Here is a 16512-nt window from a genome sequence, read left to right as displayed (position 1 = left end):
CGGTTACGCTCCGGCGAAAGTCCAGTGAGAAGGGGGCCGAGCGTGACCGCAGAGGCCGTCCAGGCAGCCGCGCCTCGCCCCGCAGAGGCCCCCTCGGCCTCCGCCCCGTCGAACGGTGAGCGTCCCCTGCGCATCGCGATGCTCACGTATAAGGGAAACCCGTTCTGCGGCGGTCAGGGCGTCTATGTACGCCACCTCTCGCGCGAACTGGCCCGGCTCGGCCACACCGTCGAGGTCATCGGCGCCCAGCCCTACCCCGTCCTCGACGACGGGGTGCCCCTGACCGAACTGCCCAGCCTGGACCTCTACCGCCAGCCGGACCCGTTCCGCACACCGAAGCGCGGCGAGTACCGCAACTGGATCGATGCCCTAGAGGTCGGCACGATGTGGACCGGCGGCTTCCCCGAGCCGCTGACCTTCTCACTGCGGGCCCGGCGCCATCTCGCCGCCCGCCGCGGCCAGTTCGACGTCGTCCACGACAACCAGACCCTCGGCTACGGCCTGCTCGGCGGCCCCGGCGCGCTCGGCGCCCCGCTGGTCACCACGATCCACCACCCCATCACCGTCGACCGGCGGCTCGACCTGGCGGCCGCCGGCGGCTGGCAGCGCCGCGCCTCGGTGCGCCGCTGGTACGGCTTCACCCGGATGCAGAAGCGGGTCGCCCGGCGGCTGCCGTCCGTGCTGACCGTCTCCGGCTCCTCCCGCCAGGAGATCGTCGACGACCTCGGCGTCCGCCCCGGCCGTATCCATGTCGTCCACATCGGCGCCGACACCGACCTGTTCTCGCCAGATGCGTCGGTGCCCGAGGTGCCGGGCCGGATCGTCACCACCTCCAGCGCGGATGTGCCCCTCAAGGGCCTGATACACCTGGTCGAGGCGCTGGCCAAGGTACGCACCGAGAACCCCGAAGCGCATCTGGTGGTCGTCGGCAAGCGCGCCGACGACGGGCCGGTCGCCGCCGCCATCGAACGGCTCGGGCTGTCCGGCGCCATCGAGTTCGTCAAGGGCATCACCGACGGCGAACTCGTCGATCTGGTCCGCAGCGCCCAGATCGCCTGTGTCCCCTCCCTCTACGAGGGCTTCTCGCTGCCCGCCGCCGAAGCGATGGCCACCGGCACCCCGCTGCTGGCGACCACCGGCGGCGCCATCCCCGAGGTCGCCGGGCCGGACGGCGAGACCTGTCTCGCGGTGTCGCCGGGCGACGCCGGCGCACTGGCGGGCGGACTGCTCCGCCTCCTGGGCGACGAGACGCTGCGCCGCCGGCTCGGCGCGGCCGGCCGGGAACGGGTACTGGCCCGCTTCACCTGGCGCCAGGCCGCGATCGGCACCGCCGAGCGCTACCGCGAGGCCATCGCCCTCCAGGGCGGCCGGGCCGCCGCGCAGGCCGTCCTGCGGACCGCGTCCGCGGGCACCGCCGGCGCCGCGCCCGCACCGAGCCCCGCCGGACACGCCTAGTGGCCGGCCCGGCCCGTACTCCTTTTCGCAGCCTCCACCGCCACCAACCGCCGGACGAAAGCAGAACGCCGTGCTGACCGTCGACTTTTCCCGCTTCCCGCTCGCCCCGGGCGACCGCGTGCTCGACCTGGGGTGCGGCGCCGGCCGGCATGCCTTCGAGTGCTACCGGCGCGGCGCGCAGGTCGTCGCCCTCGACCAGAACGGTGAGGAGATCCGCGAGGTCGCCACGTGGTTCGCCGCGATGGAGGAGGCGGGCGAGGCCCCGGCGGGCGCCTCCGCCACCGCGATGGAGGGCGATGCGCTGAACCTGCCGTTCCCCGACGACAGCTTCGATGTCGTGATCATCTCCGAGGTGATGGAGCACATCCCCGACGACAAAGGGGTGCTCGCCGAGATGGTCCGGGTGCTGCGCCCCGGCGGCCGGATCGCCGTCACCGTCCCGCGGTACGGCCCCGAGAAGGTCTGCTGGGCGCTCAGCGACGCCTACCACGAGGTCGAGGGCGGCCATATCCGCATCTACCGCGGTGACGAACTCCTCGGCAAGATGCGGGAGGCCGGCCTGGAGCCGTACGGCACCCACCATGCGCACGGGCTGCACAGCCCCTACTGGTGGCTCAAGTGCGCCTTCGGGGTGGACAACGACAAGGCGCTGCCGGTGCAGGCCTACCACAAGCTGCTGGTCTGGGACATCATGAAGAAGCCGCTGGCCACCCGCCTCGCCGAGCGGGCGCTCAACCCCGTCATCGGCAAGAGCTTCGTCGTCTACGCCACCAAGCCGCACCTGCCCGGGACGGCCGCCGAGCCGGCCGCCGAGCCGGCCGCCGCCGGGGCGAGTGAGCCCGCCGGGACCACTGCCGAGACCTCCCCTGCCGAGGCTGCGAAGCCGGCGGCCGAGTCCGCTGCACCGGCCCGCAAGACCGCGCAGGGCGCCAGGTCCGGCGCGAAGGCTTCCGTCAGGACCTCTGCCGCCAAGTCGTCCGCCAAGTCCTCCGCCAAGACCTCCGACGGGGCCGCCAAGTGACAAGTCCCGGGCGTACCGAACGGCTCGTCCTGCCGGGGGTGCTCACCGCCGAACAGGCGGCCCGCACCGTCGCCGGCATCCTCGCGACCCAGCGGTCGGACGGCGCGATCCCCTGGTTCCGGGGCCACCACCTCGACCCGTGGGACCACACCGAGGCCGCCATGGCCCTGGACGCGGCCGGCGAACACGAGCGCGCCGAGGCCGCGTACGACTGGCTGGCACGGCATCAGAACCCGGACGGGTCCTGGTACGCGGCCTACGCCGACGGTGACGCGGACGCGCCCACCGACCGTGGCCGGGAGACCAACTTCTGCGCGTACCTCGCGGTCGGCGTCTGGCACCACTTCCTGTCCACCGGAGACGAGGCCTTCCTCGACCGTATGTGGCCCGCGGTCCACGCGGCGATCACCTTCGTCCTGGCACTCCAGCAGCCCGGCGGCGAGATCGGCTGGAAGCGCGAGGACGACGGCACACCCGTCAACGAGGCGCTGCTGACCGGCTCGTCCTCCATCTACCAGGCGCTGCGCTGCGCGCTCGCACTCGCCGAACAGCGCGAGGAGCCCCAGCCCGACTGGGAACTGGCGGCCGGCCGTCTTGGCCATGCGATACGCAGCCACCCCGAGCGGTTCCTCGACAAGGCCCGCTACTCCATGGACTGGTACTACCCGATCCTGGGCGGCGCGGTCCGCGGCGCGGCGGCCAGGGAACGCATCGACGCGGACTGGGAGCGCTTCGTCGTGCCCGGCCTGGGCGTGCGCTGTGTGCTGCCCAACCCCTGGGTCACCGGCGGCGAGAGCGCCGAACTGGCGCTCGCGCTGTGGGCGATGGGGGAGTCCGAACGGGCCGTGCAGATCCTCAAGTGGATGCAGCACCTCCGCGCCGAGGACGGCATGTACTGGACCGGTTATGTCTTCGACGACGACGCGCTCTGGCCACGCGAACTCACCTCCTGGACGGCCGGTTCCCTCCTGCTCGCCGTCGCCGTCCTGGGCGGCGACGAGGCCACCACCACGGTCTTCGGCGGCGAGCAACTGCCGGAGGGCCTCGACCCGGACTGCTGCCGGTAGGAGGCCCGGTCGAGGCCCTCCGGGAGACCCGTCGGGGCGCTGTGAAAAGACAGGGCGAGCCGGGGCGGGGCGCATTACTGTGCGACGCATGACTCTCCAAGGCTCCCTCACCCACGAGGAATACTGCGCTCAGCTCCTCGCCGAGACCGGCAGGCTCCGGGAGATCGTGCGGACGGCCGATCTCTCGGCGACCGTGCCGACCTGCCCCGACTGGACGCTGGCCGATCTCGCCCGGCATGTGGGGGGTGCGCACCGCTGGGTCGGCACGATCGTCGCCACCCGGGCCTCGAAGAACGTCGAGCCGGCGGACGTCCCCGAGGGCGCCGGGCCCGAGGGCGAGGACGCGGCGGCGCTGGACGCCTGGCTGGCGGCGGGCGTCGAGCAGACCGTGGCCGCACTGCGGGAGGCCGGCCCCGATACGGAGGTCTGGAGCTGGACGCCGGTGCACAACACGGGGTTCTGGGCCCGCCGGATGACCCATGAGACGGTCGTTCACCGGGCCGATGCGGCGCTCACCGCCGGTGTCCCCTTCGACGTCCCCGCGCCGGTCGCCGCGGACTGTCTGGAGGAGTGGCTGCAGATCGGCGAACTGCCTGTGGTGGCGGCCCGCTTCTCCGAACGCGGGGCAGAGCTGCTCGGCCCCGGCCGGACGATCCACGTCCACGCCACCGACGCCCCGCCCGGCCTCGACACCGAGTGGCTGCTCGACCTCACGGGGGAGGCGCCCACCCACCGCCGCACCCACGAAAAGGCGGCGGTTGCGCTGCGCGGCCCCCTCACCGATGTGCTCCAGGTCCTCTACCGCCGCTTGCCCGCCGACAGCGACCGGGTCGAGGTGCTGGGCGAGCGCGCTCTGCTCGACCAGTGGCTGGAGTGGGCGAGCTTCGGGTGAACCAACCCGCCGCGGTCAGGAGGTGAGCTCGCTCAGGACCCGCAGCGTGTGCGGGTCCGGGGCGGTGACCAGCAGATCGGTGACCGGGCCGGCCCGCCACAACTCCAGCCGCTCCGCGATCCGTTCGCGCGGGCCGACCAGCGAGATCTCATCGGCGAAGGCGTCCGGTACGGCGCGGACGGCCTCCTCCTTGCGGCCTTCGAGGAAGAGCTGCTGCACCCGCCGGGCCTCCTCCTCGAAGCCCATCCGGGCCATCAGGTCGGCGTGGAAGTTCCTGGCGGCGTGCCCCATCCCGCCGATGTAGAAACCGAGCATCGCCTTGACCGGCAGCAGTCCCTCGGCGACCTCGTCGCAGACCACGGCGCGGGCCATGGGCGCGATGAGAAAGCCGTCCGGGGCATCCGCCAGCGAGGCCCGGTAGACGTCGGTGCGCTGCGGCGACCAGTACAGCGGCAGCCAGCCGTCCGCGATCCGGGTCGTCTGGGCGATGTTCTTGGGGCCCTCGGCGCCCAGGAGGAGCGGGATGTCCGCGCGCAGCGGGTGGGTGATGGGCTTGAGCGGTTTGCCGAGACCGGTGCCGTCCGCGCCGCGGTAGGGGTGCGGATGGAAGGTCCCGTCGGCCTCCACCGGCCCCTCCCGGCGCAGGACCTGGCGGATCACGTCCACGTATTCGCGGGTGGCGGTCAGCGGGCTCCTGGGGAACGGCCGTCCGTACCACCCCTCGACGACCTGCGGCCCGGACAGCCCCAGGCCCAGCAGCAGCCGGCCGCCGGAGAGATGGTCGAGGGTGAGCGCATGCATGGCGGTGGCGGTGGGGGTGCGGGCCGCCATCTGTGCGATGCCGGTGCCCAGCTTGATGCGGGAGGTGTGGGCGGCGATCCAGGTGAGCGCGGTGAAGGCGTCCGAGCCCCAGGCCTCCGCCGTCCACACCGAGTCATAGCCCAGCCGCTCGGCTTCGCGGGCGAGTTCGAGGTGCCGGGGGTCCGGGCCGCGGCCCCAGTAGCCCAGTGCCAGACCGAGTCGCATACCGATCGCCTCTCTTCGGGACGGGCGGTGACCGAGGGGTGCAGCGCCGGTGATCCGGGCCGGCCGTGAGCCAACCGTTCTGACGGTGCGTCAGAAATGCTGATGTCCGCGCACTGTACGGCCGGACCGCCGGCAGCGCAACGGCCCCCCGCCCGCGAGGGCGAGGGGCCGGGAAAGGACCGCTGTGCGTCCGGTGTCAGCCGCGCTGGATACCGGTGGTGTCCTGCAGGACACCGCGGCGGCCGTCCTGGGTCTGGGCGATCAGGGCCTGGCCGCGCTGCTCCACCGCGAGGTACCAGGTGCCGGGCGCCAGTTCGGCGATCGGCGCCGGCGAACCGTCCTCGCCGTACAGCGGGCGCGCGACGGGCACCGCGAACCAGAACGGCGCGAAGTCCGCGGGGGAGCCGGCCGCCGGGGTGGCTCCCGTGGGGGCGGCTGCCGCCTGGCTGCCGGCCGTGGCGTCGGCCGGCGCCTGCTGGCCGTAGGCCGGGCCGGGCTGGGGCTGCTGCTGGCCGCCCGGGTAGCCGTAGCCGTGGCTCGCCTGCTGCTGGGCGCCGGGGTAGCCGTAACCCGGGTTGGGGCCCGCGCCGTAGGGGGCGGCCTGCGGCTTCGGGGCGCCGATCAGGGCGGCCTGGAGCGGCGGAACGAGCGGGGCGGCGACGGCGCCACCGGCCAGGATCAGGGCGGCGATCAGGCCGAGGATCAGGCCGGCACCGGCGCTGGGGGCGGCGATGACGGTCCACAGCGCCGTCCAGGCCGCGAACACGGTGAGGGCGACACCGAACTGGGCGAGATCGAGACCGGCGACCTTGCGCGGCTGCGGCAGCGCACGGCTGACGATGATGACCGCCGCGCCGATCACCCCGGCCAGGTACACGCTCATCAGGGTGTTCAGTGCATCCCAGGCGTTGATGCCGGAGTAGCCGGTGAAATCGAGGAACGAGGCGATGAACAGCAACACCGCTGCTCCGATCACCACGCCGTCGCCTCGAGTGAGGGAGCGGATGTTCACGTAAGGGTCCTTTGTCGGTTTCGTGGGTCCGGTCGTCGCTGTCGCGGTGCGCGCAGTGCGAGGCACGGCGGTGGCCACCCATCGTAAAGGGGAACCCGGCGCCGAATCCTGCGGGCCGCCCTGTTCGTTCCGCGCGCTATCGGCATGACGTATCGGATCCGGTACCGGGCGGGTTTCCCAGCCGTCGCCGTGGTCCGGTCAGTGCGTCAAGAAGTCCGTAATGCCCTCGGTGATCCCGCGGGCCGCTTTTTGCCGCCACCGGGGGTCGGTCAATTGCGCGGCGTCCTTCGGGTCGCGCATATTGCCGCACTCGATGAACACCTTCGGCACCGAGGAGAGGTTGAGGCCGCCGAGATCGGAGCGTACGTCGAGGCCGGTGCCGTGGCCGATGTAATTGGACGGTGCGCTTCCGGTGACCGCGAGGAACCGGCCGGCCAGCCGTTCGCCCAGATTCCGCGAGGGCCCGACGATCGAGGCGGTATCGGCGGGGCCGGCCGTCACGCGGGCGGGGAGGATGACGTGGAAGCCGCGGTTGCCGGCGTCCGAGCCATCGGCGTGGATCGAGAGCGCGGCATCGGCGTGCGCCTTGTTCCCGATGGCGGCGCGCTCGTCGACGCACGGCCCGTACGGGCGGTCGCCGTCCTGGGTGAACACGACCTTGGCGCCCTCGTCCCGGAGGAGGGTGCGGGCGCGGCGGGCGACGTCCAGTGTGAAGGACGCCTCGGCGTAACCGTCGTTGGTGGCGGTGCCGGTGGTGTCGCACTCCTTGTGGTCGTTGCCGATGTCCACCTGCCGGGCGATCTCCCGGCCGTGATCGCTGTTGCGGGGATTGTGGCCGGGGTCGATCAGCACGACCTTGCCCTTGAGGCTGCCGTGCGGGGCACCCCCGCCGGCCTCACCGCCGGAACCATGGCCCGGGGAGCCGTGGCCGCTGCCCTTGCCGTCGGGGGCGCCGCTGCCGGGTCCGGCCGGGCCGCCGGTCCCGTTCCCCGACGACCGGCCCGGCGCGGGCTGCCCGGCTCTCGGCGGCCCGCCGCCGTCGCCCGACGACCGCCAGGCCAGCCAGCCCCCCAGGGCGGCGACCACCACGGCGGCCACGACGACGAGGAGGGTGCCGCGCAGGCGGCGGCGCGGGGGGAAAGTACTGCCGTTCGACACGTCGGCGATCGTAACCCCCTCAGATACCGGCCCCGGTGCGCCGCAGTACGTGCAGCGACCGATGGGCCGAGATCTCGGTGAAGGCGCCGGACTCCAGGGCCCTGCGGTAGATGCGGTACGGGGCCTGGCCGCCGTCCGCCGGGTCCGCGAAGACATCGTGGATGACCAGCAGCCCGTCGGGCGCGAGATGCGGCGCCCAGCCCTCGTAGTCGGCGGTGGCGTGCTCGTCGGTGTGCCCGCCGTCGATGAAGACCAGACCTGCCGGCGCCTGCCAGACGGCCGCGACCTGCGGTGACCGGCCCACCAGGGCGATCACCTGCTCCTCCAGACCCGCGGCGTGCAGGGTGCGGCGGAAGGTGGGCAGGGTGTCCATCCGGCCGACCTCGGGGTCGACGACGGCCGGATCGTGGTACTCCCAGCCGGGCTGCTGCTCCTCGCTGCCCCGGTGGTGGTCGACGGTGACGGCCATGACACCGGCGGCGCGGGCCGCGTCCGCCAGCAGGATCGTGGACCGGCCGCAGTAGGTGCCGACCTCCACCAGGGGCAGCCCGAGCGCCCCCGCCGTGACCGCCGCCTCGTACAGCGCGAGGCCCTCGTCCACGGGCATGAAGCCCTTCGCCGCCTGGAATGCGGCGAGGATCTCCGGCTGCGGAGCGGTCGGAGCCGTGGGAGCCGTGGGAGCGGACATGGGCTTCCTCCTGATGGTGCGGTCAGGGGCTCATCGTGCCGTACGGGGTGGGGCGGGCGGTATGCGGGTCTCCGCCTTCCGCCTTCCGCCTTCCGGCATTCGGATATCGGAACGCGGCCGGTATTTCCGCGCGCCGGACGAGGCGGCTGTTCTCGTCGGTTCTCCGCCGGGTTCCCGACGGGCTCCTGCTGGGTTCCTGCTGGGTTCCCGCCGGTTTCTCGTTGGGTTTCCGCCGGTTTCCTGTCTGTTCCCTTCTGTTCCCGGTCTGTTCCCGGCGCTTTACCGTCGGTCGATTGCCTGATGCCCGAAAGTGCCGAATTCGTGACGGCGGAGTCGGCGGGGAGGTAATGGCGGCTTGCGGCGGTGTGTGTGACTCGTACCGGAATTCACCGGACCGTTTCCTGTTCGCATCCGAACCGTTCCCTGCGGAATCCCGGACGGCCCCTGGGCGCGTCGCAACGCGGGCGGGGATGGGGGTGCGGATGGAGCCGGGGCAGGACGGGACGGGACGGGGCAGGGCAGGACGGGACGGGGCAGGACGGGGCGGAGCGGGGCGCACTCCGGTCCCCTGGGGTGCCCCGCGCACTCCAGGCCTGGTGTCCGCGCTCTCGGGCGCCCCTGGCGCCGTGCATCCCCGACCTCCCGGCCCGTGCCCCGTCCCGTTCCTGACCTTCCATCACAATGGAACGTGTTCTAATCTGCCCCGCATGGGCATCGGAATCACACCGGAGCAACGTGACCTGGCCGCGGCAGCGGGCGGGTGGGCCGCCCGCGCCGTGCCGCCCGACGAGGTGCGCAAACTGCTCGACACCGCGCACGGGCAGCAGGGGCGGCCCCCTTACTGGGACCAGCTCGCCGCACAGGGCCTGCTCGGGCTCCATCTGCCCGAGGCCGACGGCGGCGGTGGCGGCGAACTGCTCGACCTCGCCGTCGTCCTGGAGGAAATGGGCCGCGCCGCACTCCCCGGCCCCTATCTGCCCACCACCCTCGCGGCCGAACTGCTGCACCGCGACGGCGCCCACCGGCCCCTCGTACGGGCCCTGGCCGACGGCCGGCGCATCGCCGCCGTCGCCCTCGGCCCCGGCTCCCTCACCGCCGTGGCGCACGCCGGCGGCTACGTCCTGGACGGCACCGCGCCCCCGGTCCTCGCCGGCGCCGACGCCGATCTGATCGTGCTGGCCGCGCAGACCGCCACGGACACCGTCTGGCTCGCCGTCGACGCCGGGACGCTGTCCGTTCGCGTCCAGGAGAGTGCCGACCCGACCCGGCCGACCGCCGAGGTGAGCGCGGACGCCGTGGCGGTGCCCGGCGAGCGGCTGCTGGCCCTCGACAGCGACCTCGTCCGCGATGTCGCCGGGGTGCTGTTCGCCGCCGAGAGCTGCGGGACGGCCGCCCGGTCACTGCACACCGCCGTGGCACACGCCAAGGTACGCGAGCAGTTCGGCCGTCCGATCGGCCAGTTCCAGGCGGTCAAACACCTCTGCGCCGACATGCTCGTCCGCTGCGAGCAGGCCGGCGCCCTCGTCTGGGACGCGGCCCGCGCGCTCCACGAGCCGCCCACGGTCCGCGGACTGGTCGCGGCGCTGGCCACCGCGACCGCCCTGGACGCCGCCTTCAGCTGCGCGAAGGACTGCATCCAGATCCTCGGCGGCATCGGCTTCACCTGGGAACACGACGCCCATCTCCATCTGCGCCGGGCGACCGTGGCCCGCCAGCTGCTCGGCAGCGGTGACCGCCACCGACTGCGCGCCGCCCGCTACGGCGCCGACGGCGCACGGCGCGTGCTGCGCCTGGAACTCCCCGCCGAGGCTGCGGAGTTCCGCACGGCGGCCCGCACGGTCATCGACACCGTACGGGGCCTCGACCCCGCGGCCGTACGGCGCGAACTGGCCCCCACCGGCTATGCCGCACCGCACCTCCCCGAGCCCTACGGACTGGGCGCGGGCCCCGTACAGCAGCTCGCGATCCAGCAGGAGCTGACTGCAGCCGGGGTCCGGATCAGCGATCTGGGCATCGCCGCCTGGGTGGTCCCCGCACTGATCGCCCACGGCACCCGGGAGCAGCAGGAGCGCTATCTGCTGCCGTCGCTGCGCGGGGATCTGTCGTGGTGCCAGCTGTTCTCCGAGCCCGAGGCCGGTTCGGACCTGGCCGCCCTGCGGACCCGCGCCGAGCGGACCGACGACGGCGGCTGGCGGATCAACGGGCAGAAGGTGTGGACCTCGGCGGCACAGTGGTCGAGCCATGGCATCCTGCTCGCCCGCACCGATCCGGACGCGCCCAAGCGCAAGGGACTGACCTTCTTCGTCGTCGACATGAAGGCCCCCGGCATCAGCGTCCGCCCGCTGAAGGAGATCACCGGCGACGCCCTCTTCAACGAGGTCTACTTCGACGAGGTGCTGCTGCCCGCCGACGCGGTGATCGGCGGGGTCGACGACGGCTGGAAGGTGGCCCGTACCACCCTGGACAACGAACGCGTCCACATGGCCGACCAGTTGACCTTCGGCACCGGTCTGGAGGCGCTGCTCGACCGCGCCGCGGAGAGGGACGGATCGGTGCGGGCGAAGGTCGGCGCGCTGGCCGCCGAGGCGCACGCCCTGGGCTGTATCGGGCTGCGCACCACACTCCAGCAGGTCTCGGGCCTGGAGCCGGGGGCCGGTGCCAGCATCCGCAAACTGGTGCAGACCCCGCATCAGCAGAAGGTCGCCGAGCTGGCGATGGAGCTGCTCGGCCCGGACGGCGCGGTGCGCGAGGGAGCCGGGGAGGGGGCGCTGCACGGCTTCTTGATGTCGCGCTGTCTGACCATCGCCGGCGGCACCACCCAGGTGCAGCTGAACGTCGTCGCGGAGCGGCTGCTCGGCCTGCCCCGGGACCCGGAGCCCCGCCCCTTGATCTGACTCTCCTGATCTGAATCCCTGACCTGAACCTGAACCCTGACCTGAACCCCTGACCTGAACTCCAGACCTGAACTCCAGACCTGAATCCCTGACCTGAATCCCTGATCTGACTCTCCGGATCCGGCCACTTCCAGGAGGACATGCATGGCTGGCAAGGCGTACCTCGTCGGCGTCGGGATGACGAAGTTCGAGAAGCCCGAGACCCGTGAGTGGCAGTACTGGGACATGGCGAAGGAGGCGGGCGGCAAGGCGCTCGCGGATGCCGGGATCGGCTATGAGGCCGTCGAGCAGCTGCCGGTCGGCTTCTGCTACCAGGCCTCGACGGCCGGCCAGCGCGCCGCGTACGAACTGGGCCTGACCGGCATCCCCGTCTACAACGTCAACAACAACTGCGCGACCGGCTCCACGGCGCTGATGATGGCGCGCCAGTTCGTCGAGGCCGGGATCAATGACTGCGTCCTGGCGCTCGGCTTCGAGAAGATGAAGCGGGGCGCGCTGGGCGGGGGTGCGGACAGCGGTGCCGGTGGCGGAGCCACCGATGCCGGGGGCGGGACCTCCCCGGTGGCACGCCACTACGGGGTGATGGCCGCTGCCCACGGATTCGAGATGACGCCGCCCACCGCCCAGATCTTCGGCAATGCGGCCCGCGAGCACATGGAGCGCTACGGCACCACCGCCGAACAGCTCGCCGCGGTCGGCGCCAAGAACCACCGGCACTCCGCCCACAATCCGCACGCCCAGTTCCAGGACGTCTACACGGTCGAGGAGATCCTCGCCGCCAGGACCATCCACCGGCCGCTGACCAAGCTGCAGTGCTCGCCGACCTCCGACGGCGCGGCCGCCGCCGTGGTGGCCTCCGAACGCTTCGTCCGCGAACACGGTCTGGCCGACCGGGCGGTGGAGATCGCCGCACAGGCCATGACGACCGACACCGAGGAGAGCTTCGCCTCCGGCTCCTGTATCGATGTCGTCGGCAAACCGATGACACGGGCCGCGGCCCGCAGGGTGTTCGCGGCCGGCGGCCTGGGCATCGAGGACGTGGACGTCATCGAGCTGCACGACTGCTTCTCGGTCAATGAGCTGCTGACGTACGAGGCGTTGGGCATGTGCGCGGACGGGGAGTCGGGGAAACTGGTCGCCGACGGTGCCACGACCTACGGCGGCCGCTGGGTGGTCAACCCGTCCGGCGGCCTGATCTCCAAGGGGCATCCGCTGGGCGCGACGGGCCTGGCGCAGACCGCCGAGCTGGTCTGGCAGCTCCGCGGCACGGCGGGCGAGCGGCAGGTCCCCGGCGCCCGGGTGGGCCTGGCCCACAACATCGGCCTGGGCGGGGCCGCGGTGGTGACGTTGCTGCGCAGGGAGTGAGGACGGGCGGGGCCGGTACGGTAACCGGGTGCATTGTGTGGGTAGTTGGTCTGCTGGGGGCTCAACCACCCCCTACGGGCCCGCAGCCTCCGTCCCGTACGGGCCCCGCCCCGCCCCCGTCCCCGCCCTCGCGCCCCGCCGCCCGCCCCTCGGTCTTGCGGCTTAGGTCTCCGGTCATGTGGCATGCGCATCGATATACCGATGCGGGATTCAAGCGGCGAATGCGAGCATGGGCGGGATGCCGCCGATAACCGCCCCCGCCACCCTGCCCGGAACCACACGCCGGACGGCCGCTCCGGCCTGGCTGATGATGCTGCTGGTGTGCGCCGGGCAGTTCCTGGTCGTCCTGGACGTCTCCGTCGTGAACGTGGCGCTGCCCGCCGTACGGACCGGCCTGGGTCTGAGCGAACTGGGCCTGCAGTGGATCGTCAACGCGTATGTGATCACCTTCGCCGGCTTCATGCTGCTCGGCGGCCGGGCCGCCGACCTCTTCGGCCGTAAGCGGATCTTCGTCCTCGGGCTGGCGCTGTTCACCGTCGCGAGCCTGGGGGGCGGGCTGGCCCAGGAGCCCTGGCAGCTGATCGCGGCCCGGACGGTCCAGGGCGTCGGCGCCGCCGTGCTCTCACCGGCCACCCTCACGATCCTGACCACGTCGTTTCCGGCCGGCCCGGCCCGTACCCGCGCCATCGCCACCTGGACGGCGGTCGGCGCCGGCGGCGGCGCGGTGGGCGGTCTGGTCGGTGGGGTGCTCACCGAATATCTGTCCTGGCGCTGGGTGTTGCTGATCAACGTCCCGGTCGGGGCGCTGGTGCTGGCCGGTGCGGTGCTCTGGCTCACCGAGAGCCGGCAGGGCGCGGGGCGGCGGCTCGATGTGCCCGGGGCGCTGCTGGTGACCGGCGGGCTGGCACTGGTGGCGTACGGGATCGTGCAGACCGAGACGGACGGCTGGGCCTCGGCCTCGGCGCTGCTGCCGCTGGCCGCCGGGCTGGTCGTGGTCGCGGCCTTCCTCGCCGTCGAGGCGCGCGCCAAGGCCCCGCTGATGCCGCTGGGGCTCTTCCGGCTGCGCTCGGTCTACTCGGCGAACGGCGCGATGGTGCTGGCCGGCGCCGCGATGTTCTCCATGTGGTACTTCCTGTCCCTGTACGTACAGAACGTGCTGGGCTACCGGCCCCTCGAGGCCGGGCTCTCCTTCATCCCGCACTCGCTCTCCATCGTCCTCGGCTCCAAGATCGCACCGCGGCTGATGAGCCGGCTGGGCGCCAAGACCCTGGCCATAGCCGGTGCGGTGATCTCCGCGTCGGGTATGGCGTGGCAGGGCGCGATGGGCGTCAACGGCACCTACCTCGGCACCATCCTCGGCCCCGGCATCCTGATGGCGCTGGGCGCGGGCCTGACCGCGACTCCGATCGCGGCGATCGCCACCTCCGGTGCCGACCCCGCCAACCAGGGGCTGGTCTCCGGCCTGATCAACACCTCCCGCCAAATGGGCGGCGCACTGGGCCTGTCGGTGCTGTCGACCATCGCCGCGTCCCGAATCGAGGCGGGACACGGCAGTCCGAAGGCCCTGGCGGACGGTTACGGGCTGGCCTTCCAGGTCGGTTCGGTGATCTTGCTGGGCAGCATTCTGCTGATGGTCCTCGCGCTGCCGCGGCGACGGGCGGACGCCGTCCACGCCTGAACCGGCACCAGGCGTCGTCGCCCGCCCTTCCCGCTACAGCCGGGCGTTGCGTTGCGCCGCCCGTCCTTTTCCCTCTACAGCCGGCCGTTGCGCCGCGCTGCCCGTCCCTTCCCTCTACAGCCAGCCGTTGCGCCGCGCCGCCCGCACCGCCTCCATGCGGTTGCGGGTGCCGGTCTTGCCGATGGCCGCGGAGAGGTAGTTGCGGACGGTGGCCTGGGAGAGGTGGAGTTTGCCGGCGATATCGGCGACCGTGGCGCCGTCCACCGCGGCGGTGAGGACATCGCGCTCGCGCTGGGTCAGGGGATTGGGGCCGGCGCTCAGTGCCGCCGCGGCGAGGCCGGGGTCGATGACCCGCTCACCGGCGAGCACCCGGCGGATCGCCGCCGCGAGATCCTCCACCGGACCGTCCTTCACCAGGAAGCCGGACGCCCCGGCCTCCATGGCGCGGCGCAGATAGCCGGGTCGGCCGAAGGTCGTCACTATCAGCACCTTGCAGGACGGCAGCTGTGCGCGCAGGTCGGCCGCGGCGTCCAGGCCGCTGCGGCCGGGGAGTTCGATGTCCAGGAGCGCGATGTCGGGGCGGGCGTCCAGGGCGGTGGCGACGATCTGATCGCCCGCCGCGACCTGGGCCACCACCTGCATGTCCTCCTCCAGGTCGAGCAGCAGCGCCAGCGCGCCCCGCATCATTCCCTGGTCCTCCGCCAGCAGGACCTTGATCACCTGGTCAACTCCTCCACGTCCGCCATATCGCCCGTGCCGACCGGCAGTTCGGCCGTGACACGGAAACCGCGCCGGCCGTCCGGGCCGCTGCGCAGTGTGCCGCCCGCGGCGGCGAGGCGCTCGGCCAGCCCCTTGAGCCCCGTGCCGCCCACCGGCCCCGAACGGCCGGCGCGCGGCGAGGCGTCCGCGGCATCGGCACGCTGCCGACGGTCCAGGCTGCTCGGACCGTCCGGACCGTCCGGACCGTCGGTACCGGCTATACCGTCCGCACGGTCCCTGCCGTCCCTGCCGGCCGTGGCCGCGCCGTTCCCCTCGTCCGTTCCCTTCGTACCGCCTGTGCCGCCTTCGCCGCTCGCACCGTCCGTCGTCCGGCCGCCGCCCAGGTCACCGCCGCGTCCGGGGACGCGGTCGCGAAGCCAGGTCAGTCCCGGTGGCGCGGCAGCCCCGGAGCTTACGGGACCACGGCCGTCGTCCGTGATCGTCAGCCGTACCCGTTCCTCGTCGGCGTGGACGTCGATTTCGCAGCGGGTGGCGCGGCTGTGCCGGACCGTGTTGGTGACACCCTCGCGGACCACCCAGCCCAGCAGCGCGCCGGCCTGCGGGGGCAGCGGCGGCCCGGCCTGTCGTACGACGGGCTCGATCCCGGCCGCCTCCAGCACCGAACGGGCCCGGTCCAGCTCGGTGGTCAGGCTGCCCTCGCGATAGCCGGTGACCGCCTCGCGGATCTCGGTCAGCGCCTGCCGGCCGACCGCCTCGATATCGGCGGCCTGGGCGAGCGCCGCATCCAGATTGCGCGGTGCCAGCCGGCGGACCGCCTCGGCCTTGACCACCACCACGGACAGGGTGTGCCCCAGCAGGTCGTGCAGATCGCGGGAGAAGCGCAGCCGCTCCTTCTCGACGGCGCTGCGGGCCAGCTCCTGGCGGGTGGTGTTCAGCTCCTGGATGGTGTCGAAGAGGCTGAGGACCGTGGCCGTCACCATGCCGGACAGGAAGGTGCCGTACCCGATGCCGAACGAGCCCCACGGGCGGTCTTCGTGCCAGCCGGCCAGATACCCGGCCGTACCGCTGAGCGTGATCAGCCAGAGGGCGAGCTTCTTGCCGCGCAGGGCGCGCACTGTGCCGGATGCCAGGGACAGCAGCGGGAAGAACAGGAACCAGTTGCCGCCGAACCCGAGGGCGATGGCGAACGTGACGGCGGTCAGCAGACCCAGGGCGTACAGCGGACGGCGGGAGTCGCGCAGCCGTGGGTTGAAGGAGGACCAGACGACGCTGATGTAGAGGGAGTTGAAGGTGAGCAGCCCGAGACCGGCCAGCCAGGGGTTGCCGGTCTTGCCCTGGATGATGTTGGAGAAGGCACCCAGGCCCATCAGCAGCCAGGGCAGGAAGGCGTACTTGCCCGGTCCCCCGTCCGGCTTCCCGCCCGGCCGCTTCGGCCGGCACGCGCTGCCGTCGGTGCCCTCCGCGCCGCCGGGGTCTTCGTCGCCGGCGGCCCGCCGCTTCGTGTGCTGCACGTTTGCTTCCCCGGTCTGCGTCATC

12 protein-coding genes and 1 pseudogene are annotated in these 16512 nt (G+C 72.7%); 7 read left to right on the top strand and 6 right to left on the bottom strand.

Going from position 1 to position 16512, the window contains the following annotated elements:
- Nucleotides 1-42: 42 nt before the first annotated feature.
- From ACWGJY_RS24060 to ACWGJY_RS24045, 4 genes and pseudogenes are all read left to right on the top strand, one after another.
- On the top strand, nt 43-1455 hold the full coding sequence (locus ACWGJY_RS24060; protein ID WP_453262900.1) for a glycosyltransferase family 4 protein: 1413 nt from the start codon (nt 43-45) through the stop codon (nt 1453-1455).
- Between the two features lie 70 nt (nt 1456-1525).
- Nucleotides 1526-2257 (top strand): annotated as a pseudogene (locus ACWGJY_RS24055) (class I SAM-dependent methyltransferase); the annotation flags it as partial.
- 215 nt (nt 2258-2472) lie between these two features.
- On the top strand, nt 2473-3543 hold the full coding sequence (locus ACWGJY_RS24050) for a prenyltransferase (protein WP_453262899.1): 1071 nt from the start codon (nt 2473-2475) through the stop codon (nt 3541-3543).
- 88 nt (nt 3544-3631) lie between these two features.
- Nucleotides 3632-4435, top strand: a complete 804-nt coding sequence (locus tag ACWGJY_RS24045) for a maleylpyruvate isomerase family mycothiol-dependent enzyme (protein WP_453262898.1) — start codon at nt 3632-3634, stop codon at nt 4433-4435.
- Nucleotides 4436-4450: 15 nt separating this feature from the next.
- Here the strand turns inward: ACWGJY_RS24045 and ACWGJY_RS24040 are convergent, their stop codons facing one another.
- From ACWGJY_RS24040 to ACWGJY_RS24025, 4 genes are all read right to left on the bottom strand, one after another.
- Nucleotides 4451-5461, bottom strand: coding sequence for an LLM class F420-dependent oxidoreductase (locus ACWGJY_RS24040; protein ID WP_453262897.1), 1011 nt, complete (start codon nt 5459-5461; stop codon nt 4451-4453).
- A gap of 196 nt (nt 5462-5657) precedes the next feature.
- A complete protein-coding gene (locus ACWGJY_RS24035; RefSeq protein WP_453262896.1) occupies nt 5658-6473 on the bottom strand; it encodes a DUF5336 domain-containing protein in 816 nt (271 codons plus the stop codon).
- 198 nt (nt 6474-6671) lie between these two features.
- Nucleotides 6672-7631: an N-acetylmuramoyl-L-alanine amidase gene (locus ACWGJY_RS24030; protein WP_453262895.1), complete on the bottom strand. Its 960-nt coding sequence runs from the start codon at nt 7629-7631 to the stop codon at nt 6672-6674.
- Between the two features lie 19 nt (nt 7632-7650).
- On the bottom strand, nt 7651-8319 hold the full coding sequence (locus ACWGJY_RS24025) for a class I SAM-dependent methyltransferase (RefSeq protein WP_453262894.1): 669 nt from the start codon (nt 8317-8319) through the stop codon (nt 7651-7653).
- A 707-nt stretch (nt 8320-9026) separates the two neighbouring features.
- Between ACWGJY_RS24025 and ACWGJY_RS24020 the strand changes: the two genes are divergently transcribed.
- The 3 genes from ACWGJY_RS24020 to ACWGJY_RS24010 all read left to right on the top strand — a co-directional run bounded on the left by ACWGJY_RS24020 (nt 9027) and on the right by ACWGJY_RS24010 (nt 14256).
- On the top strand, nt 9027-11213 hold the full coding sequence (locus ACWGJY_RS24020) for an acyl-CoA dehydrogenase (protein WP_453262893.1): 2187 nt from the start codon (nt 9027-9029) through the stop codon (nt 11211-11213).
- 144 nt (nt 11214-11357) lie between these two features.
- A complete protein-coding gene (locus tag ACWGJY_RS24015) occupies nt 11358-12578 on the top strand; it encodes a lipid-transfer protein (protein WP_453262892.1) in 1221 nt (406 codons plus the stop codon).
- Between the two features lie 229 nt (nt 12579-12807).
- On the top strand, nt 12808-14256 hold the full coding sequence (locus ACWGJY_RS24010; RefSeq protein WP_453262891.1) for an MFS transporter: 1449 nt from the start codon (nt 12808-12810) through the stop codon (nt 14254-14256).
- Between the two features lie 114 nt (nt 14257-14370).
- Here ACWGJY_RS24010 and ACWGJY_RS24005 read toward each other — a convergent pair whose 3' ends face one another.
- Nucleotides 14371-14976 carry a response regulator gene (locus ACWGJY_RS24005; RefSeq protein WP_453262890.1) on the bottom strand — a complete coding sequence of 202 codons (606 nt, stop codon included), beginning with the start codon at nt 14974-14976 and terminating at the stop codon, nt 14371-14373.
- Nucleotides 14973-16511: a histidine kinase gene (locus ACWGJY_RS24000; RefSeq protein WP_453262889.1), complete on the bottom strand. Its 1539-nt coding sequence runs from the start codon at nt 16509-16511 to the stop codon at nt 14973-14975. The genes ACWGJY_RS24005 and ACWGJY_RS24000 overlap by 4 nt, the downstream gene beginning before the upstream one ends.
- Nucleotide 16512: the final 1 nt, after the last annotated feature.

The organism is Streptomyces sp. NPDC054765 (assembly GCF_053612065.1).
The sequence above is the reverse complement of the archived record's forward strand: the minus strand, read 5'-3'. Positions and strand labels throughout refer to the sequence as shown.